Raw genomic sequence first — 21,109 nt, forward strand, 5'->3', positions numbered from 1 at the left:
AGTCTAGAGTCCCAAAGGAATGCACCTCCTGGCAGGATGATTTGAGTTCGTGCGCAGTCTGTTTTGCGTCAAGTTTTTTCCCCGGTTTCTGCTTATTTTGACCCTGTGCCAGAGTAGCTACGGCATTGCGGCAGCGTCTGCTGACAAGGTTTTTAAACTGGCTACCGGCGACAATTACTACCCTTATGCAGATCAAAGTCTGCCCCAGGGGGGCTGGGCTGTCGCTCTGGTAGAAGCACTGTTTGAGAACATGGAAGCAAGGATGGAGTTGGATGTGCTGCCCTGGCCGCGCGCTTATAAGTGGGGCCAGGAATTGAAGTACGATGCCATATTTCCCTATGTCTACACCGATGAACGGGCCAAAGATTTCTACTATTCCGATGCCCTGCTGCAGATTCAAGTCCACTTTTATGTAGCCAATGACTCGCCGATTCAAAACCTGCAGGACACCACTGGCAAACGTTTTTGCCTGCCCATGGGCTTTGAATTGAGTGACGAAGGTAAAACAGATTCGGCAAAGCTCGGACATATCATACAGCGGGCAGCAGATCACCAAGGTTGTCTGAATCAGGTAAAAAACGGCTGGAGCGATTTTGGCATGCTGGTGGGCTATTTTACCCTGGAGCATATCCGTCACCGCTACGGTTATCAGAATGCGTTTCGCATGTTACCCGATCCTGCCGATAAGGTTTCTTTGCATCTGCTGGTCGGTAAAGCCCAGCCTGGGGCGAAAGCCTTGGTTAGAGACTTGAACAAGGCCATTAAGGCACTGTCTTCTTCGGGAAAACGGGAAGAACTCGATGCTGAATTCATGCAATTTATCGCCCCGCCCCCGGATTCTTGAGCTAGACATCGGCGCTTCCACTCACTATAAGTTCCCTATAAAGATCAATTCTTTGCATTGAAGGTAGAGGAGATGGCTTGGGCTTTTTAGCGGAATTTCACAACAAAGGGCTGTTGTTAATCATAGTGGGGGTATTCCTGACTGCCTGTCAGACCACTGAGGATATGTCCCATACCCACAATCTTGAAGCTGCAGTGGCAGATCCCTTGTCCCGGTGCGAAACACCCCTTGGGTCGGTGCGCCTGTTTGAGGATGAGTCCTTGCCTTGGTTTACCACCTTTCACCTGAAATACCCAAACCTTGGCAGCACCTTGCCTTTGTTGCGCCTGATGGTGGAAAAATCCGGGTGCTTGGATATTGTCTCAAAGTCGGGGACCAACAGCCCCGCTGGCTTGGTAAATTTCAGCCTGAGCCCACAAGTGCATATACTGACCAAACGCAAAGATGAGCCCTCTATGGGCGAAGCATTTCTGGATTCCGTCAGCTCGCTGTTCTCCAATGCAGGTAAAAAGGGCAGTATCTCCGTCACCTTGCTTTTGAGTCATCCCACAGGTGACAGCGCTGATATCGAATTTAACGGTCGCTCATCAACCTATGATTTAACCCAACTCAGCGGCCTTTCAGAAGGAAAAAAAGCCGCCTCATCGGCAGCTTTTTTTAATACGTTGGAGGGTCGCCAAATTTATGCGGCCATGTTAGATGCCTATGCAAAGCTGATTAGCCATTTGCAGCAGGCTGACGCATCAGGCTAGTGTGATCCTGGCAAACTTGCGTTTACCCACCTGATAAACCGCAGTACCGGCCAGGTTAATGACCATACGGCTGTCTTCTACCTTATCACCATCAATCTTCACCGCACCTTGCTTGATCATACGCATGGCTTCAGAGGTTGAGCCAACCAAGTCCGCATCTTTGAGAAGATTGCCAATCGGCAGGCCCTCTGCCGGCAGGCTCAAGGTTAACTCAGGCATTTCATCGGGCATGGCATTTTTGGAAAAACGCTGAATAAAGTCCTGATGCGCCGCCTCAGCCGCATCTTCGTCGTGGAAGCGAGCGATCAACTCTTTCGCCAGTTCAATTTTCACATCACGAGGGTTTGCGCCTTGTTCAACCTTTTGCTTAAGCCCTTCAATCTCTTCGACCGGGCGAAAGCTAAGCAGCTCGTAGTAACGCCACATCAGCTCATCGGAAATGGACATCACCTTACCAAACATCTCCACTGGGCTGTCGGTGATACCAATATAATTACCCAGTGACTTGGACATCTTCTGTACGCCGTCCAATCCTTCCAACAGCGGCATCATCAATACCGTTTGCGGGCGCTGACCCTCATCTTTTTGCAACTCTCGCCCCATCAGCAGGTTAAAGCGCTGATCGGTACCACCCAGCTCTACATCGGCTTCAAGCGCAACCGAGTCCCAGCCTTGCACCAGAGGGTATAAAAATTCATGGATGGCAATAGGCTGCTCACTGGCATAACGCTTTTTAAAGTCATCGCGCTCAAGCATACGCGCTACCGTCTGACGTGCAGCCAGCTTGATCATACCGGCTGCCCCTAGCTGTTCCATCCACTCAGAGTTAAAGCGAATTTCGGTCTTGGCCGGATCCAAAATCTTAAAGACCTGCTCTTTATAGGTCTGTGCATTGGCCAGCACATCTTCTTTGGTCAACGGCTTGCGGGTCACGTTTTTTCCTGTGGGGTCGCCAATCATGCCGGTAAAATCACCTATCAGGAAAATCACCCTGTGTCCCAACTGCTGGAAGGTACGCAATTTATTGATCAGCACGGTATGACCCAGATGCAGATCGGGGGCTGTTGGGTCAAAACCGGCCTTGATGGTCAGGGGTTTGCCCTCTTTGAGCTTCTCAATCAGCTCCTCTTCGAGCAAAATGTCCTGCGCTCCGCGCTGAATCTCTGTAAAAGCCTGTTGCCAATCGCTCATCTGCACTACTCATTTACCTGCATTAATTGCACGGCATTTTAGCCTTGCACTGTGACGATGGAAAGTCCGCATATTCCCATTATTGTACAATGGAAGCATTTGCCACTTTGTTGGTACCCAACATTGCTCTGCAATCAACAGAGAGCCTGCAGCGTCCATCTTTTGTGCTGTTTAATTACGCAAATATGCAACTTTCTTCAGTCCCCCATACCTAATTGATAAGGGAAATGTGGAATTAATGGCCTTTTCCGGATATTCTGGGTTAAAGGCGGGAATTCCCCATTAGTCAGGCCTAAACCAATAATAAGAGGTTGCTTTCGGTGGTACAAAAAACCATAAAACAACTACCCAAGCCCCATAAAATCATGCTGGCGAGCCTGATGTGCTTAGCCACTGTTTTATTGCTGCTGCCCTCTGAGCCGGCAACGGCCTCCAGACAAACTGAAGAGCTGGAGCTGTACAAGCGTTATCCGCTGTCTATTGAGGTAGAAGAACAGGATCAGCAATCTGCTGACAATCTATTGAATTGGAAGCGTTTTGAAGTTCGTAAGGGTGACAATCTGGCCAAAATTTTAAGCCGCGCCGGTCTTTCTCCCCAAGATACTTTCAACGTCACCAATTCTGGTGATGAAGCCAAACGCCTTTTAAAAATTCTCCCCGGCGAAGAAATCAAAGTCGCACTGGATGACGAGGGTGCGCTGGAGATTTTGCGCTACGACTACTCGCCCAGTGAAACCCTGAATATTGTCCGCCAGGGCGAAGAGGGGTTGATCAGCGAAATAGAAACCCGTGACGTGGATATCCGCTTCGGCTATGCCAGCGGCACCATCGAATCCAGTTTCTGGCATGCAGGCATGGCGTCCGGCATGAGTGAATCACAGATCATGAACCTGGCCACTATCTTCGGTTGGGACATCGATTTCGCGCTGGAAATACGTGAAGGCGACAGTTTCAACCTGGTCTATGAAGAGCAATATATAGATGGCGAATTTGTGGGCTATGGCAATATTCTGGCCGCCGAATTCACCAACCAGGGTGAAACCTTTAAAGCCATCCGCTTTGAAGATGGTAACTACTACACGCCGGAAGGCCGCAGCATGCGTAAGAGCTTCCTGCGTGCGCCCGTTAACTTCAAATATATCAGCTCAAATTTCACTAACGCCCGCTTCCACCCGGTACAAAAACGTTGGAAAGCACACCGTGGTATTGATTACGCTGCCAGCACCGGCACGCCGGTAATTGCCGCCGGTGACGGTAAGGTGATTAAGTCGGCCTACGACCAATACAATGGTCACCATGTGTTTTTGCAGCATGGTGAGCGCTATCAAACCAAATATCTGCACTTCACCAAGCGCACGGTGAAAACCGGAGACACGGTAAAACAGGGACAGGTTATTGGTTATGTGGGAGCTACCGGTCTGGCCTCCGGTCCACACCTGCATTATGAGTTCCTGGTGGACGGCGTGCATCGCAACCCGCGTACCGTGCCACTGCCCAAGGCTGAGCCTATCGATGGGGCTGACAAAACCAAGTTCCTGGCCATGGCCGAAGAGTATCAAGGTCATCTCGATGTTAACCGCCGTATTATGTTGGCCATGAACAACTAATGTCCGAGCTGTATATCGGCCTGATGTCTGGCACCAGCATGGACGGGGTCGATGGGGCCTTGGTGGCCTTTCACCAAGGCCGTCCTGAGGTAAAGGATTTTATCTCCCTGCCCTACCCCAAAGCCTTGCTCCAACAATTACATGCACTCTGCCAACCCGGGGAAGACGAAATTAACCGGCTTGGCAATGCCGACCGGGCCGTTTCCGCAGCATTTTCCCAAGTCGTATTGACACTTCTTGAGCGCAACAAGCTTAGCGCCTCACAGATAGCCGCCATCGGCTCTCATGGACAGACCATACGACATCATCCCCAGGGAAAGACAGGCTTCACCCTGCAAATCGGTGACCCCAACAGTCTGGCGGTTGCCACCAATATTCGTGTGATTGCCGACTTCAGACGCAAAGATGTGGCTTTGGGTGGGCAAGGTGCGCCCCTGGTGCCGGCTTTTCATCACGCCGTATTTGCCAACCCAGGCGCAGCAAGAGCAGTAGTCAATATCGGTGGCATTGCCAATATCAGCTATCTGGGGCCTGATGATCAGGTAAGCGGCTGGGATACCGGCCCCGGTAACTGTTTAATGGATGCCTGGATAAGAAGGCAGAAGGAACTCGCCTATGACAAGGACGGCGCGTGGGCTGCCCAAGGCGAAGTAGACGAACCACTCCTGAAGGAATTGTTAGCTCATCCCTACTTCGCCTCGCCGCCTCCAAAGAGTACCGGCCGTGAACTATTTAACCTGGGGTGGTTGGATAGTGTCATTGCTTCTCAAGGCCATTCCATTTCACCGGTGGATGTTCAGGCGACCTTACTGGCCCTGACGACCAGCAGTCTGGCGGATAGTTTAAGGCCGCTTAATGCAGAGCATATCTATCTGTGTGGTGGTGGGGCTCACAATAGCACTTTGCGCCAGGCGCTTGGTGCAGCATTGCCTGATTGTCGGGTTGAAGATACCGCCGCCTTAAACATCCACCCTGACACCGTAGAGGCAGCCGCATTCGCCTGGCTGGCCTGGTGTTTTGATCATAAACAGCCTGGCAATTTGCCTGGTGTCACTGGGGCCGCCAGAAAAGCGGTACTTGGCGCCCTGTACCCCGCGGACTAAAAACATGAAACGAACCTTGGACAGCACCGATTTAGCCATTCTGGAACTGCTTTATACCGATGCCAGGATCACCAATAAGGAATTGGCAGCCAAGGTAGGACTGGCGCCTTCATCCTGCCTGGAACGCGTCAAACGGCTGCAACAAGAGGCTGTAATACAAGGGACCCGCTTACAATTGGATATGAGAGCCTTGGGTGGGCATTTGCAGGCGCTGATATCAGTCAGGCTGTCTAACCATAATCGCGAAACAGTAGATAATTTTGCCGCCGCGCTTCAGCCTTTGCCAGAAGTTATCAACCTGCTGCATATGGGGGGCGAGAATGATTTTCTCGTGCATGTTACCCTGACCGATACCGCGCACCTGCGCGACTTTGTGTTTAATGCCATTACAGCCAGACCAGAAGTTCACCATGTGGAAACGGCGTTGGTCTATAACGCCTGGCCAGGTACTAAACTGCCGAGTTTTGTCGGCGACTAGAACAAAGGGAGCCGAAGCTCCCTTAAACCAGCAAGTCCTTCATCGCAGCAGATGAGCCATAATGCTGACGGCTCACCTCCATACAGATATCCATATACAACTGATCGATTTTGTCAGCGTCCATAAACTTATCACTAAATCCAGGACGCATCGGATCAATATGCAGTCTGGCGCTATGGATAAGATGAGCAATCAGTTCTTTGACATTGTCGGTACCCATAGCGATGCGCATGGTTGTCAGGTGGATCCCGGCCTTCTTTTGCTCGTCTTTGGATAACTCAGAATGGGACGTGAGGGCCGGACACAGAATAATGGTATTGTTCTGACCGATGGACACCTGGTGGCTAAAGCCCGGCTCAAGGGCGTCGAAGAAACGGGTAAAGGTGGCGCGATCCAGCCCTGCTCCCTCCATATCCACGGTAAGCAGTGCACAAGGCCAGCCATGACGCAGCTGCTGCTGGCGAAGTTTGGCATTAGCATGCCCCTCCAGCGCATGGCAGTTTACCTTGAAATCGGGATGGGCAGATAAGAAGCGACTGAAGACTTGGGTGTTAATCGCTTTGGTCATAATACGTTGCTCCAGGGTTTTAAGACCCGTCAGCACATCGAAGGCTTTCTCTGAATCAAGAAAGGCACCTTTGATATAGAACACGTCCCAGAACATAGTCCGTGACCAGTCATAGCCATTGACGCTATCACCTTTGGACTGGAACATGCGGTATATCTCACCGATAACCACACCGGACGTGGTCGCGCCGCTACCGCAGATATCCTTGGTGTAGCTGTGAATAACATAATCCGGGCGTTCGGCTTTGTCTTGGCGCTGTAATGGCTGGTAAAGCACCGGCGTTGCCAGGGTCGAGTCCAGCATCACCAGATGATTGTCCTTATGGGCTTCCTTACAGATGCCGGGCACATCCAATACATAGCCGTGGGGATTGCAGGGGGATTCAAGATACACATGCAGCGACTTACCGGATGCCAGTCTGTCCTTATGCTTCTCTTTGGCCTTGGTCAGGAAAGTGGCAAATTCGTCAGCCCCATAACCTTCAAACCACTCCAGCTGAATATCCAAGCGATTCTTACGGGCGAAGTAATCATGCAATAGCTGGAACACGCCGCCGTAGATATTGCGCGACACCACCAGCACATCACCATGACTGAGCACGTTAGACAGCACCCCATCGATAGCGGCCATACCGGAGTTAAAATTCCAGGCCAGGTAATCGGCGGCATAGGGGCCGGCCTCTAAATCCACAATGGCGTTGGCCAGCGAAATGGCGGTGGGATTGAGCAAACGGGAATAAATCTGATGAGTAAATTCCTTGCCCTGGAAAGCGTCGTCTATCCACTCGGTGCATGCATAGATATAGGTGGCCGTACGCACTATGACAGGTGTCGCAGAAAACAGCGCCGTCACATTATCGAACAGCGGATAATGGCTCTTAGCCATCTGCGTGCCACTGTGTCCATGCAAACTCTGATGAATTGCCCGAAACGGGTTTTGCAAGGTATCCAGAATTTTGGCCAGCTGGAAAGACAGAAACTTTTTAGCGTTAAAGCGTGCAATCTTGTCTTCCTGACTCAAACCAGCAAGGGTTTCGCTGGTGATCCGCCAGAGTTGGCTGACATCGGCTTGGGTTCGATACAAATTCAGCGCAGTATGGTAAAGAGTGCGACCATAATCTGAATCAACATCAATGCCAAAATGCGCCAGCTGCTCTGCGGCCAGGGCTTCAAGACTGTTTGCTTCTGTACTGTTGCGGCGAGGGGAAAGTATTTTGGCGTTTTCAAAGCTGGCGTTAGTATTCATCTCAACCTCTAAACGGAACATTGTTAAACATTTGTTAACCGAACAATATTCAATTTTCAGGCAAAGATCACGAACAATATTCCATCGAATCAGGTAAAAACATGAGTGATTTACACCGCCTTGCCATTCTTAGCCGTGATGCCGATATCTATAAGGCCTTGATTGAAAAAGCGTCTCTACCTGATTTGGAGATAGTGCTTTGCCAATCAGACGCCATTTTTACGCCCCAAAATGCTGATTTGCTGATCGCCGATCCCGATTTGGCGACACCAAGCCTGGACTGCTTTCCTCAATTGCAATGGCTGCAGTCTACCTGGGCTGGCAATGCACCACTGCTGGCGGGGTCACGCAAAGACTATCGCCTGACCGGGGTGAAAGACATCTTTGGCGAACAAATGCGCGAGTACGCCCTGGCCTATATGTTGTATTTTGCCAGGGACATTGAAGGCTATCGCCAGCGCCAGGCATTGCGCCGTTGGCAAGAGCCGAGCCACCACAGCCTTCGCGGTAAAAACCTGGGGATCCTGGGTGTCGGAAACATTGGTAAAGCGGTGGCAGTTGCCGCGCATGCATTGGGTATGACGGTGTCGGGTGTGACCCGTAACAGCCGCGATTGCGATGCCATTAGCAGGTACTTTTTGCCGACTGAGCTACAGGCCTTCGCCTCTGAATTAGACTATTTGCTTTGCATACTGCCCCATACCAGTGAAACGGCAGGGCTGATCGAGAAGGATTTTCTTAGCTGGTTACCCAAGCACTGTGTGCTGATTAATGCCGGTCGAGGCAGTCTCATCGATGAACAGTCGCTCATTTCGGCTTTGCAAGAAGGAAGGCTGCGAGCAGCCGTATTGGATGTCTTTAATCAGGAGCCCCTTGCTGAATCTCACCCGTTCTGGACGACCCCCAATCTGCTGATCACCCAGCACAGCGCGGCGATTTCTCATCCTGAGGATATCTGGGAAATCTTTCGTGAAAACTACCGATGCTGGTGCGAGGGCCGGCCGATGCAACATGAACTCAGCTTTGCAAAAGGCTATTAGTAGATCGGTTAAAAAAACAAAAAAGGCGGGTAACTACCCGCCTTCTTTTACTCACCCAAGCCCTTAGAACACAACGTTCTTAGTGGCTGAACAGGTGGTCTTGCCTGCTTCACAAACCTGGTAGCTGTAGCTGCCAGTGCCTTTCACGTTCAGCGAGTCAGTATGAGCACCATCGTTAGCAGTAGTGACCACTTTCACACCGTTACGATAGATGTCTACGCTTGAACCCGCAGCACCAGACCAGCTCAAATCAACTACCTGGAAACCTTTCACTTTGTACCCAGAAGCGGTCAGTTGCAGAGCACCTGGAGTACCGCCACCATTGTTGCCACCGGCACAACCATTGGCAGTCAGGTAATCGCTGGCCGCTTTGGCCTGTACGATACCGTAACCGAAGTACTCGTCTTTACCTGCCGCGCCAGCATCCAAAGCAGTGGCTTTCAGCGCATTACGGATTTCGGTACCAGTACAGCTGGGGTGGTTAGACCATACCAGGGCCGCGACACCAGAAACCGCAGGGGTAGCCATTGAAGTACCGCTCATGTAGCCGTAGTCAGCCGCACCCACATCAACAGTGGCACTGCCGGCAGCCAGCAGTGCAGTGCGATCTTCCAAAGCAGCGCCCACAGCAGGAATGCTGGTGGTGTTAGAAGCCACATCACCCAGGGTTCCGTAGAGCATGCCAGCGGCGTTGTTGATAATAACCGCACCAATACCACCGGAGTTTTCACAGTTCTTCACTTTGTCATGGAAGCTGATGACACCACGGTCGATCATACAAATCTTACCGGCGGCGCCAGAATTGGTGCTTTCAGCCGTCCCCATAAAGAAAGTCTGGCCGCTGGCGCTGCCGACGTTTTCCATTGGGGAAGAAGCGAAGTCAGCACCACCTGCCGTCATGCTTGACAGCGTAGCGCCGCCGCCAGGATAGGTAGACAGCGTGTCCACACCACCGGCAGTAGCTTCCACACAGATAGTTTCATCGTTAGTTACGTTCTTACCGCGACCAGTGGTGCAGCTGGGGAACTGAGAGAAATCAGCGATGTTGTTGTTGGCATCGTTAGCGCCGATCATCATTACAGATGAGTAACCTGCAGGGTAGGAACGCACGTTGTTGCCGTCGTTACCTGCAGCAGCAACTACCAGACCGCCGGCGGCTGTGAATGATTTAAATGCGTTTTCTTCGGTGCTGTTGGCACCACCACCGCCCAAGCTCATGCTGATAATTTTCGCACCGGCCTGGCTACAAAGGTTGGCAGCATGGGCCAAGTCGGAAGAGTATCCCCAACCTGCGTCATTAAATACTTTGATGATGTGCAGCGGGTTGCCTGGCGCCATTCCAATTACACCGTAGGTGTTGTCAGCAGCTGCAATAGTACCGGCTACGTGAGTACCGTGTGGGCCACCGTCGCGGAACCAGTCATTGGTACCGGAATCGCTGTTACCAGTGATAACAGACCAATCGAAGTCAGGGTTATAGCCACCGGTTTCCCCGGTTTCACGGGCAATACCTGAGTCGATTACACAAACCTTCTTGGCGTTTTGCATTTGCAGCGTCAGTTGGTCAGCTTGAGACTGGTATACCGCATAAGGGGTGACCTGCTGTACGGCTGGGTCGCCCAGGTCATCGCTGAATGACATCAGCTTACGAACCTGATCTTGCTCAACCAGCGTAATGTGCGGGTTGTTCAGCAGACCTTTAACCTGTTCCAGATCCTTACCGGTGAAGGTGGCAGCCAAAAAGCCGCTGGATTCCAGATTAATATCGCCACCCAGTTGCTTCACCAGGGCTTTAACGACACCTTTTTTGCTGTCGTCAACTTGGATTACGTAACGATCGGAGGAGGCGGAGGCGGCGTTTGAGACCAAGGCCAAGAGGGTGGCCGCAGCCAGGGGTTTCAGAGACATCTTCATCACTTGTTACTACCTACATCTTAGATTTATTGTCGCCGTCCCTGAATGCATTATTTGGTTTATTATTGTTTTTCCAAATAAAGTTCGCCAAATCCATCTGAAGCCGGATCAGTGTCGGGCCAAGGCCTAAGAATCTATCTGTAACAATTTGTAAATGCAACTGAAATATTCGATCATTTTTAGACCGTTTTGCAGTAAAAGTGAGCTTGCTTAGAATACTGGTATGACCTCTTCAGGAGGAACCCACCTAAAGTGTCTTTTGGGAGGGACGAAGCGGCCTTAATCGGCCGCTTCGTATTCTTTTACCTCTAGCAGCATTATGCTGACAAACGTTCTTCATTTTCAGTCAGTTTTTGACGCTAGCTATCAACCCCTTGGATCCGTGCTGGTGACTTCAATTCGATCATGATGACGCTGCTGAAAGGCCAGCAAAGAAGGCATCGCTGACAAGTCATGAAGCTCGCGAAATTCAATCCAATCCACCAGGCTGTAAAGACAAATGGAAGGGTAATCCCAAGCGGCGAAATCGCCCTGCTCAACCAGCTTATTCAGATGCTTTAAGATGGTATCCACCCGCTCTCGCTGCAGATTGAAATACAACTTGTCGGCCTTGGTATCAATATCTGAGCGCTGCAACAACAGCATTTGCACCAAGGAATCATTGGCAGAATCAATCAGGGTAAGCAGGTTTTCTTGTTCCCAATTCAACGATGCATAGTCAAACTTGTCGCTCAGATAACGGAAGATCACTCTGGAGTCATAAATCAACTGATCTTCATCTTTCAGCATGGGAATTTTCAGAGTCGGATTCTGCGATGCCAGCAATTCCCGGTCGGCACCTGAGAAGATCTGCATATTAATAAACTGATGTTCAGTATTGGCCAGCAACAACCTAAGGCGCCTGACAAAGGGCGATGTAGTAGAGCCATAAATGGTCAGCATGGGTTATTCCTCTTTTGATAAGACTTCAAGCAAGGCAGTTTCATAACTATTAGGGCCTGGGAACAAGGCTGCCGCCTCACCGTTCATAATTAACGTTCTGAATCCCTGCTCAAAATAATGGTGCAATAACCTGCCCCGTTGATCGCTGTGAAAAACCACAAAAACAGGCAGGCTCTCTCTTACTTCCACGGTTTGATATTTGGTTTTTGCAGCGTCTGAGAGATTAAAATCATAGTCGACGACCATATCCAGCCGCCCCTTACTGAGCAAGTTAAAGCAATCCCGTAAATTGGAGCTTTCATAGATATTGATATTTTTGGGCAGCCACTGAGCAAACTCATACCCCAGCACATGACAGGCATTACCATTGATTTGGCCAGCCAACAGAGCATGCAGATTCGCCTTATCGGCACCAATAGCAATAACCGGTTGCTCGTAATCAATGTGCAAGTTTGATAGCAACTTCTCTCCGGGGATCTCAAACTCATACGCACCCACCAGCATATCGTACTTGCCTGCCATAAAGTCTGCTTTTGCACGCTTCCAATTGGTAACAGCATGCTTAACCTTAATCCCCTTGTCTTTGAGGCTGGCTTTAAGGATCTGCCAATAGGTGCCGTCAGCAGTGTCGGTATAATCCTCCCACTCTGAAGACACCGCATTGACGCTGCCGATACTCTGTCGACGTAATTGCTCAAAAGGGGGCACAATGCCAAATTCCTGTCTGAGCTGCCCTATCTCGCCCTTATCGTCCATTTCCTGCAACACCTTGCCAAGTTTCTGTGCAAAGGCCTGATGGCGCTTATGCAAGTAATGGAAATCCAGCGCCGTGTCCAACGGGTAGGTTATCCAATGGGCTGATTGCCGGTAAAACGCCGGCGGAATAAGCGGCTCGGGCAGTACCGCGGCCTGCGTGCGCTGCGCTGCCAGCATATCCAACGCGGTATTAGGATGGGTGACTTCGCGGATCTCAGGGGTTGACGACATACCACTGAAATAGGCTTGCTGGCTGAGAGCACCACGCAATGTTACCAAGTGTGAAAGCTGACTGAGATCACAAATGCCGCAGCGTCGTCGATCGGCGATTAGCAAGGTGCGAAATTCAAATAAGGGATAGGGCACAGGAACTAAGTTCGGATACGTCTTCTCGACGCCCTGCATCCTTGCTCTAAGTCCGTCCAGCACGCCGTCGTTGGCCTCTAAAAAACTGCGCGCCAGGGGCATAGGTTCAAACCTGACCCGATAACCCACTTTGTCATAGGCCTGGGTTAATAGCGCTTCCACATATTGGCTGTGGGGAGTCCCTGAAATTTCATTACCATCCAGGGTAATCAGAGGTTTATGAGGCTCTTGAGCATAAGTGAGCGCCAGCGGAAAAAGACACAGCGAGACAACCGAGGTCCGCTTACAAGCAGCGAGCAGGACACTCAACAGCCTTCGCCGACCCCGCCGGTAAGTCGCTGTAGACTTCAGATCAAATACTGAAACTGGAACCACAGCCGCACGTGGTAGTGGCATTGGGATTATTAACGAGGAAACGACTACCTTCGAGACCGTCAACATAATCGACGGTACCACCAACCAGATATTGCAGACTCATGGGATCGACTACCAGGCAAACATCCATTTTGTCGATCAGAGTATCACCTTCGTTAACCTTTTCATCAAAGGTGAAACCATATTGAAAGCCGGAACAGCCACCACCGGTTACGAACACCCGTAGCTTCAGTTTGGGATTCTCTTCTTCCTCGATCAGCGTCTTCACTTTCTGCGCTGCGGCATCAGAGAATTCAATGGGATAAGCGGCTTGCACGGACATGACTTTCCTCTTTATTGGCCAGTTGCCCAGACCACATAAAAGCTAAGCAATCTGGGAGCGCCTATTATCCGCCAGGCAGCTTCCAGGTTCAACTGGCGCCGACACACCTACTGCCCTTGAGCGGACTCAGGAATGGAAAGGGCCCACTCAAAGCTTTGGTTAATGTCGTCACGTTTCGGCCTTTCTAACTCACAATCCACTTCGATACGCTCGGGAACAAAGCCAGCCGGCAGGCTGAAATTGCCATCCAACACCTCGAAATATTTAAAGCGAAATTCCTGCTTGATGGTCTTGGGCTGATTATGCGCCACCAAATCCAACTTGTGCGGCTGGCCGTTTAGCTGCCCATGCAAGATAACCCTGGCTTTACCTTCCACCACTTCCTTGCGCTTATTTTTTTGCATTAGCACCAGTACGTAACGAAATGTCCCCGGTTGCGTGGTGGCCTCAATATCCAGAGAGTCCAACACGACTCCCAGTTCTTCTTCAGAGGGAGCCATCACTTTTTGATAGAAAGACAACTCCTTGCGCACTTCTGCCTGACGCTGCAACGATTGCTGCAGATCACCCTGCAACTTTTGATTGGCCAGACGCTCTACTTCCAGCTCCACGCCCAAAATATTGATGCTTCTGATCAGCTTATTATTCTCTTCTGTGGCGTTGGCAAGGCTCTCTTCAATGGCACTGATGCGCCAGGCCTGGTCGGCGCCATGATAGTTGCCCCATTTATAGCCCAGGTAGCCGGCCAGGCTGATCAGGAATAGCATGATCAGGTAAAAACGCATTGCGCCGAGCCTGGCTTTAAGTTCTTTTCCGCTTAACATTGCTCTCAACTTCTTAATTCGCGCCCGAAATTTATTCGATTTTGCTTAGGTTACAAAGACTTGTGTTAGACTTCATACCTTAGGTAACACCGAATAACAACAACATGTCACTGCATAAGCTACGCCATGAACTCGCCCATCCCCGCACATCTGTGCAACTGTGTCTCTTGGGTATTGTGGGGGGAAGTAGCGCGGCACTGTTAATCATCCTGTTTCGTCTTTGCATCGAATGGTTGCAGCTGCAGTATGTTCAGCAGGTAGATAATTTTACCACCATGCACGGCGCAGACCGATTTATTCTGCCGATAATCGGTGCTTTGTTAATCCTGATTTTCGCTTATTTAACCGGCTTTAAACACTATCGCATGGGCATTCCCTATGTGATTCACCGGGTTAAACACCGCTATGGATTGATCCCTATCCGCACCAGCATCAACCAGTTTTTTGGTGGCGTGATTGCCCTGGCCAGTGGTTTCTCGGTAGGTCGCGAAGGCCCTTCGGTGCATTTGGGCGCCGCTGGCAGCAGCTTCCTGGGACAATGGCTGCGGCTTCCCTACAACAGCATCCGTATCCTGGCCGGCTGTGGCATAGCTGCCGGTATTTCGGCTTCCTTTAATACCCCCTTTGCCGCCGTTATCTTTGTGATGGAAGTGGTGCTGAGGGAATACAAGATTCACATTTTTATTCCGGTGATGCTTGCCGCAGCCTGCGGCTCGGTGTTAACCCGTATCATCTTTGGTGAGGCCAGCGAACTGGCATTGCTGGATTTCGTGCCGCTAAGCCAATGGTTCTATCTCTATCTTATCCCTGTAGGCATGATTCTGGGAGCCATGGCCAGTCTCTTTAACAACCAGTTGATGAATATGATCCGCTGGTTCAGGCCCCTGAAAATGATAAGTCGCTTGCTATTGGCGGGCTTTCTGACCGGACTGGTCGGTTACCTTCTGCCCCAGGCCATGGGCTCGGGATTAAGTTCCATCCATTTTGTAGCGGGCTCCCCCGATGATTTATTGCTGCTGTTCGCCATATTGGCGGCGAAATTCCTTTTGACCCTGATTGCACTGGGTCTGGGTATTCCGGGAGGGGTGATTGGTCCGGTGTTTGGAATGGGCGTACTCGCCGGCGCTATCCTGTTACTGCCGCTGGGGCTCTTTATGGATGATGCAACCCATTACAGCGGCAGTTTTGCTCTTCTAGGCATGGCCGGTTTACTCACGGCAGTACTGCACGCCCCGCTTGCGGCGTTGTCGGCCGTAATGGAGTTATCGGTATCCGCCGAGGTTATCCTGCCTGCCATGCTGGTGATTGTGCCCGCCTACGTCACCTCTACACAGCTACTCGGCAACCGCTCTATTTTTATACGCCAGTTGGACTATCAGAAACTGTCCTACACCAGTTCATCCATACGCGAACATCTGCAAAAAACCGGTGTGCTGGCAGAGATGAATAGCAACTATCAGTTGTTTCATGAAGCCAATGAAAGTCAGTTACTCAGACACTTGGAAAAGCATCCAACTGAAATTGTGGTGCAGGCTCAGGACTTCGAAATAGGTATGCAGTATTCCTTGGTCCAATTTGACGTCAGCCTGAACCCCCATCAAAGTGAGCCCTTGAAGCTCTTTGTCATGGAAGGTGTGCCCGCACAGGCGACCCTGGCGGAAGTTTACGAAGTTTTGCAGGCGCAACGGGATGGCGCCGTGTATATCTATGAGCAATCCCCGACAGAGATCATCGGTGTTATCACCTGGAACAGCCTGCGCGCCCAGTTGCTGAAGGAGCAATATTAATGTTGTTGTGGTTCAAAGCCCTGCATGTGTTTTTTATGGTTGCCTGGTTTGCCGGCATTTTCTACCTACCCAGACTATTCGTTTACCATGCAGAGTGTGAGCACCAACCCACAAGGGAAACCTTTAAGGTGATGGAGCGTCGGTTGTGGTGGTTTGTCACACCGTTTGCTTTGCTTACTCTGGTGTTCGGTTTAGGACTGATCCATATCTATGGCATGGAATGGTTCAGACATAGCCACTGGTTACATGCCAAGCTGGCGTTGGTGGTGCCTCTCTATTTTTATCATGGTTATTTGTATTATCTGATGAAGCAATTTGCCGCCGACAATAACCGCCATTCCCCAAGATTCTATCGGCTGATCAATGAAGTGCCTGCACTGGGGTTGCTGGTTATCGTCTGTCTGGCGATCCTAAAACCTAACTTTTAAAAAAAACCGGCCTGGTGGCCGGTATCAAGAGAGACATAGGGTTAACGAACCTGACTGGCCAGGTACTTAGGGGCGTCTGATTCAGGATGCAGTTCGGATAGCCAAATTCGCACCAGTCTTGAGCGGGAAATCCCGGTGAGTTCGCTGAGTCTGTCCAAACGCTCTTTACCCTCTGCGCTTAAATAAGCAGAGCTTTGTTTGAGCGGTCCACCATCGTGATGAGCGATATCAGACTCATGGGCTGCAGCATCAAATGGCAAGACGTTGGACAATCCACGGGCATAGTTCTCCGCCTCCTGAATAAATGCTTCTACACTGACCGTCTTTACAGCATCAGTATTGACCGACGGCGATCTTTTCTTCAGATTGGCGAACGTCATAGGATTCTCCTCGGCCTCTGGCAAACGTCTCTTCAACAATTCCACGAATTTCCCAGGCAGCTTTGCCGTCCGGTTCGTTTTCCATGACCGACAAGCCAAGCTCTTCGCTGTCGTCATACATGTTACGGCTGAAGGTTACCGAGTTGAGCACAGGAATACCGAAAGATCGGCAGACTTCTTTGGCTTCAATGATACGGTTGGCTAATGACGGTAACGAGGGGCACTGGGTGATCACGAAGGCCACGTTCATCTTCGGGTTGACCATTTTGCAGGTGGAGACAATGTCTTCCATATGCGGAACGGTTTTCAGGTCGCGGCGTTTAGGACGTAGTGGGATTAAAATGTGATCGGCAACGGACATGGATGAGCGAAGCGCCAAATTATCCTGCCCGCCACAATCAATGATCACGTGATCATAGTGCTCTCTGAGACTCAATAACTCATTACGTATTTTGCCGTACAGTTGCACGCACTGAATGTTCGGCAGCGATTTACGATTACTGTTACGTTCATGGATCCAGTCAGATGTCGTGCGCTGCGGATCACAATCGACCATCAATACCGTTGCATTGCGTTCTGTTCGCAAATACACGGCAATGTTTTGTGCCAGGCAACTTTTACCACTACCACCTTTTTCACCACCCACAAGAATAATCATGACATTTACCTCTTAATAATGCCGACCATCGCTGATCCATTTATGAGCTGTGATTAAATCTAATCCAAAGAAGGGAAAGGCGGCTAGAGCGGCCGGGCATAGCAATCCATGCAAAGGCATGTAAAAAAATACTTATGTTTCGGCCAGGACAAATAACAGGGCGCCCTAAAAACGAGATAGTCTTGCCAAACCCGAGTTGTTAAAATTAGGCCACTCCACAATCAGGCATCCCCGTCATGAATCAATTCCGAGGCCAGCATATTCTCTCCGTTAACCAGTTTGATCGAGACGCCATCCGGCAGATCTTTCAGGTGGCTGACCGTATGGCACCCTATGCACACCGCAAAAAGCGCACCCGCGTGTTGGACGGCGCTATTTTAGGCAATCTGTTCTTCGAAGCCAGCACCCGGACCCGGGTCAGTTTTGGAACCGCCTTTAATTTACTCGGTGGTGAGGTAAGAGAAACCGCAGGTATGGCCACGTCAGCCCTGTCTAAAGGGGAGTCCTTGTATGACACGGCCAGAGTACTCTCCAGCTATTCAGACATTGTGGCTATGCGCCACCCCGATGCCGGCTCAGTGGCAGAGTTTGCCCAAGGCAGTCGGGTGCCAGTGATTAACGGCGGTGACGGCGCCAACGAACACCCGACTCAGGCCCTGCTGGATCTCTACACTATCAGCAAAGAACTGCAGTTCCACGGCGATAACATTGAAGGAATGCATATTGCCATGGTAGGGGATCTTAAGCATGGCAGGACTGTTCATTCTCTTTCAAAACTGCTGAGTTTGTACAAGAACATACGTTTTACTTTAATATCACCGAAAGAGTTGGCCATGCCCGACAGCATTATCGATGCCATCGACAAAGCAGGCCACCGCTACACCATTACCGAACAGATTGAGGGACTGGTAGATGCCGATATCTGTTACCAGACCCGTATTCAGGAAGAGCGTTTCCCTTCTCAGGCAGAGGCCAACAAATATCGCGGGAAATTCAGGCTGAACCAGGATATTTATACCCGCCATTTCCAGTCCAAAACGGTGATCATGCATCCTCTGCCAAGGGACTCGCGGGCCGATGCCAATGAACTGGATAATGACCTCAACCTCAATCCCAATCTTGCTATATTCCGCCAGGTCGATAATGGCGTGTTGATCCGCATGGCCCTGTTTGCCCTAACACTGGGCGTAGAAGATATTGTCGAGAAGTATGATTGCGAAGTGCAGTGGTACAGCAATAAACAGAATATTTAGAACGAGTACAAGATGCAGAAATCTATAACCCTATTCGAACGCGCCCAGCAGCACATTCCCGGTGGCGTTAATTCTCCGGTAAGAGCCTTCAAAGCAGTGGGCGGCACGCCTTTATTTATTGAGCGGGCCGATGGCCCTTATTTGTTTGATGTCGACGGCAAACGCTACATCGACTATGTGCAGTCATGGGGGCCGATGGTACTGGGCCATAATCACCCGGCCATCCGCCAAGCTGTGCTAGAGGCAGTCGAAAAAGGCTTAAGCTTCGGCGCTCCCACCGAAGCCGAAGTCAAAATGGCCGAGTTGGTGAGCACACTGGTGCCTTCTATGGACATGGTGAGGATGGTTAACTCCGGTACAGAGGCCACTATGAGCGCCATCCGTTTGGCCCGGGGTTATACCGGGCGGGATAAAATCGTCAAATTCGAAGGCTGCTACCATGGTCATGCCGATGCCTTATTGGTAAAAGCAGGCTCCGGCGCCCTGACCTTGGGCGTGCCCAGCTCTCCCGGCATTCCTGCCGACTTTGCCAAACATACCCTGACGCTGGAATACAATAACCTGGACGCCGTGCGTCAGGCCTTTGCCGAAGTGGGTGAGCAAGTCGCCTGTATTATTGTTGAACCGGTAGCCGGCAATATGAACTGCATTCCGCCGGTGCCTGGATTCCTGGAAGGCCTTCGGGAAGTTTGTGACCAATACGGCACTGTCTTGATTTTTGATGAGGTTATGACCGGTTTTCGTGTGGCCTTAGGGGGCGCGCAAGCCCACTATGGTATCAAACCAGACCTGACCTGTTTGGGTAAAGTAATTGGTGGCGGCATGCCGGTGGGCGCCTTTGGCGGAAATGCCGAGATCATGGCCCATATTGCCCCCACAGGCCCTGTCTATCAGGCCGGTACCCTTTCAGGCAACCCGGTCGCTATGGCGGCAGGCCTGGCCTCCTTAACCGCCATACAGCAACCCGGACTGTATCAGCAGCTTAGTAAAACAACTGAGCAGCTTGCCCTTGGCGTAAAAGAAATTGCTACTCGCCATGGCATCCCGTTTTCGGTCAACTATGCCGGCAGTATGTTTGGCCTGTTCTTTACCGAAGAAGAAAAAGTCACCAATTACCGCCAGGCCATCAGCTGCGACACCGAGCGATTTAATCGCTTCTACCATGCCATGCTAAGTGAAGGCGTATACCTGGCCCCAGCCTCTTATGAAGCGGGCTTTGTGTCGGCGTGTCATGATGACAAGATCATCGCGAAGACATTGGAAGCCGCCGAACGGGTATTGTCGCGAATCTAATGACAAAGGGGCAGATGTGCCTGCCCCTGACTTTTGCCACTTAAAGCTTAACTGGCGGGACGTTCTCAGCAGTTAGTAACAACACGGTTGCGGCCGTTAGCTTTGGCCTGATAGAGGGCATCGTCGGCCCGCTGGATCAACTGTTCGATGTCGTCGTCCATTGACTTGAAGGCGCTCACACCGGCACTTAGTGTGACCGACTTTTTTTCTCCCAGTATGGAAGAAAAATCATGTTCACTGATGCAAGACCTGAGACGTTCGGCCAGCTTGGCGGCCATTGCCTGATCTGTGTTTGGCAATAAGATGGCAAATTCCTCCCCCCCATAGCGACACAATAAATCCTGCTCGCGCAACTGGGCTGCGCACACATTAGTTACGGTTTTCAGGGTCTTATCTCCGGATACATGCCCGTACTTATCATTAATGTGTTTAAAACGATCCAGATCTAAGATAACCAACGAGGCAGGATGTTGATAACGCTGATATTCTACGAAGCGAAACGCCAGTTGCTCCATCAGTTTCCGCCTGTTGTATACACCGGTGAGTTCATCTAATTCACTGAGTCGCATCAACTCTTTTTGCATCTTGTAGCGTTCGGTGATGTTGCGCGCCACCCAAACAACGGCTCTTTCGCCATCAACCAAGGTAGAAACCGGTTGAATTCGCCCTTCAAACCAGAGCTCCTCATCGGGACCTAATACGTTCTCTGACCCTTTCAAATCTTTTGAGGAAAGTGCGTATTCGACCGTGCGCAGTGCGTTCTCTTCAAGGGTCAGGCGGATCTGTTCTAAAAACCAATCGGCCTTCGCCTTTGGTAAAACATCTTGCAGTGTAAAATCCACCAAATGTGAGCCGTCGTGATAGTACCGGGCGTCGTGCCCTCCCACCAGCATCACATATTTACCACTCTCGCTAAGCAGAAATACCGGGTCCGGCAACGCCGCCAGCATCTCCATCAATAAATTATCGTTCTTATCCACCAG

The 21,109-nt window shown here is 50.8% G+C and carries 20 protein-coding genes; 10 read left to right on the forward strand and 10 right to left on the reverse strand.

The features are described 5' to 3' along the window. The first annotated feature begins 49 nt into the window (after positions 1-49). Together P2G88_RS09655 and P2G88_RS09660 are read left to right on the forward strand one after the other, a co-directional pair. Complete coding sequence (locus tag P2G88_RS09655) at positions 50-844, forward strand: transporter substrate-binding domain-containing protein (protein WP_275795660.1); 795 nt, start codon at positions 50-52, stop codon at positions 842-844. A gap of 77 nt (positions 845-921) precedes the next feature. Continuing rightward, entirely contained in the window at positions 922-1,596 is a 675-nt protein-coding gene (locus tag P2G88_RS09660; protein ID WP_275795661.1) for a hypothetical protein, read from the forward strand. Here the strand turns inward: P2G88_RS09660 and tyrS are convergent. Continuing rightward, positions 1,588-2,787 (reverse strand): tyrosine--tRNA ligase, encoded by a 1,200-nt coding sequence (gene tyrS / locus P2G88_RS09665; RefSeq protein WP_275795662.1) that lies wholly within the window; start codon positions 2,785-2,787, stop codon positions 1,588-1,590. The two genes, P2G88_RS09660 and tyrS, sit on opposite strands and share 9 nt — an antisense overlap. Positions 2,788-3,107: 320 nt before the next feature. Here tyrS and P2G88_RS09670 point away from each other — a divergent pair, with 320 nt between their 5' ends. The 3 genes from P2G88_RS09670 to P2G88_RS09680 are packed head-to-tail and all read left to right on the forward strand — an operon-like array spanning position 3,108 to position 5,975. Further along, entirely contained in the window at positions 3,108-4,394 is a 1,287-nt protein-coding gene (locus P2G88_RS09670) for a peptidoglycan DD-metalloendopeptidase family protein (RefSeq protein ID WP_275795663.1), read from the forward strand. Continuing rightward, positions 4,394-5,497: an anhydro-N-acetylmuramic acid kinase gene (locus tag P2G88_RS09675; protein WP_275795664.1), complete on the forward strand. Its 1,104-nt coding sequence runs from the start codon at positions 4,394-4,396 to the stop codon at positions 5,495-5,497. Before P2G88_RS09670 ends, P2G88_RS09675 begins: the two co-directional genes overlap by 1 nt. Before the next feature lie 4 nt (positions 5,498-5,501). Next, on the forward strand, positions 5,502-5,975 hold the full coding sequence (locus tag P2G88_RS09680) for an Lrp/AsnC family transcriptional regulator (RefSeq protein ID WP_275795665.1): 474 nt from the start codon (positions 5,502-5,504) through the stop codon (positions 5,973-5,975). Between the two features lie 22 nt (positions 5,976-5,997). Here the strand turns inward: P2G88_RS09680 and P2G88_RS09685 are convergent, their stop codons facing one another. Continuing rightward, positions 5,998-7,788 carry a PLP-dependent transferase gene (locus P2G88_RS09685; protein ID WP_275795666.1) on the reverse strand — a complete coding sequence of 597 codons (1,791 nt, stop codon included), beginning with the start codon at positions 7,786-7,788 and terminating at the stop codon, positions 5,998-6,000. A gap of 101 nt (positions 7,789-7,889) precedes the next feature. On the opposite strand from P2G88_RS09685, the gene P2G88_RS09690 reads away from it, so the two are divergent. Next, on the forward strand, positions 7,890-8,828 hold the full coding sequence (locus tag P2G88_RS09690; protein ID WP_275795667.1) for a D-2-hydroxyacid dehydrogenase: 939 nt from the start codon (positions 7,890-7,892) through the stop codon (positions 8,826-8,828). Between the two features lie 63 nt (positions 8,829-8,891). On the opposite strand, the gene P2G88_RS09695 is transcribed toward P2G88_RS09690, so the two are convergent. The 5 genes from P2G88_RS09695 to P2G88_RS09715 form a co-directional block, all read right to left on the reverse strand. Further along, positions 8,892-10,736 (reverse strand): S8 family serine peptidase, encoded by a 1,845-nt coding sequence (locus P2G88_RS09695; RefSeq protein ID WP_275795668.1) that lies wholly within the window; start codon positions 10,734-10,736, stop codon positions 8,892-8,894. 372 nt (positions 10,737-11,108) lie between these two features. After that, complete coding sequence (locus P2G88_RS09700; RefSeq protein ID WP_275795669.1) at positions 11,109-11,684, reverse strand: glutathione S-transferase family protein; 576 nt, start codon at positions 11,682-11,684, stop codon at positions 11,109-11,111. 3 nt (positions 11,685-11,687) lie between these two features. After that, on the reverse strand, positions 11,688-13,115 hold the full coding sequence (locus tag P2G88_RS09705; RefSeq protein ID WP_275795670.1) for a hypothetical protein: 1,428 nt from the start codon (positions 13,113-13,115) through the stop codon (positions 11,688-11,690). 43 nt (positions 13,116-13,158) lie between these two features. Next, positions 13,159-13,503, reverse strand: a complete 345-nt coding sequence (erpA, locus tag P2G88_RS09710; protein ID WP_275795671.1) for an iron-sulfur cluster insertion protein ErpA — start codon at positions 13,501-13,503, stop codon at positions 13,159-13,161. A gap of 107 nt (positions 13,504-13,610) precedes the next feature. Beyond that, on the reverse strand, positions 13,611-14,327 hold the full coding sequence (locus P2G88_RS09715; protein WP_275795672.1) for a DUF6776 family protein: 717 nt from the start codon (positions 14,325-14,327) through the stop codon (positions 13,611-13,613). Positions 14,328-14,431: 104 nt separating this feature from the next. Here P2G88_RS09715 and P2G88_RS09720 point away from each other — a divergent pair, with 104 nt between their 5' ends. Continuing rightward, entirely contained in the window at positions 14,432-16,114 is a 1,683-nt protein-coding gene (locus tag P2G88_RS09720; RefSeq protein ID WP_275795673.1) for a chloride channel protein, read from the forward strand. After that, positions 16,114-16,542, forward strand: coding sequence for a protoporphyrinogen oxidase HemJ (gene hemJ, locus P2G88_RS09725; RefSeq protein ID WP_275795674.1), 429 nt, complete (start codon positions 16,114-16,116; stop codon positions 16,540-16,542). Before P2G88_RS09720 ends, hemJ begins: the two co-directional genes overlap by 1 nt. A gap of 41 nt (positions 16,543-16,583) precedes the next feature. Here hemJ and P2G88_RS09730 read toward each other — a convergent pair whose 3' ends face one another. Both P2G88_RS09730 and P2G88_RS09735 read right to left on the reverse strand, forming a co-directional pair. Further along, on the reverse strand, positions 16,584-16,922 hold the full coding sequence (locus P2G88_RS09730; RefSeq protein WP_275795675.1) for a hypothetical protein: 339 nt from the start codon (positions 16,920-16,922) through the stop codon (positions 16,584-16,586). Next, entirely contained in the window at positions 16,876-17,580 is a 705-nt protein-coding gene (locus P2G88_RS09735) for an AAA family ATPase (RefSeq protein WP_275795676.1), read from the reverse strand. The genes P2G88_RS09730 and P2G88_RS09735 overlap by 47 nt, the downstream gene beginning before the upstream one ends. Positions 17,581-17,816: 236 nt before the next feature. On the opposite strand from P2G88_RS09735, the gene P2G88_RS09740 reads away from it, so the two are divergent. Further along, positions 17,817-18,833: an aspartate carbamoyltransferase gene (locus P2G88_RS09740; protein WP_275795677.1), complete on the forward strand. Its 1,017-nt coding sequence runs from the start codon at positions 17,817-17,819 to the stop codon at positions 18,831-18,833. Positions 18,834-18,845: 12 nt separating this feature from the next. Continuing rightward, positions 18,846-20,126, forward strand: coding sequence for a glutamate-1-semialdehyde 2,1-aminomutase (gene hemL, locus P2G88_RS09745; protein ID WP_275795678.1), 1,281 nt, complete (start codon positions 18,846-18,848; stop codon positions 20,124-20,126). A 65-nt stretch (positions 20,127-20,191) separates the two neighbouring features. Here hemL and P2G88_RS09750 read toward each other — a convergent pair whose 3' ends face one another. After that, positions 20,192-21,106, reverse strand: a complete 915-nt coding sequence (locus tag P2G88_RS09750) for a sensor domain-containing diguanylate cyclase (protein ID WP_275795679.1) — start codon at positions 21,104-21,106, stop codon at positions 20,192-20,194. Positions 21,107-21,109: the final 3 nt, after the last annotated feature.

The organism is Aliiglaciecola sp. CAU 1673, from assembly GCF_029223185.1.
Classification (GTDB): Bacteria; Pseudomonadota; Gammaproteobacteria; order Enterobacterales; family Alteromonadaceae; genus Bowmanella.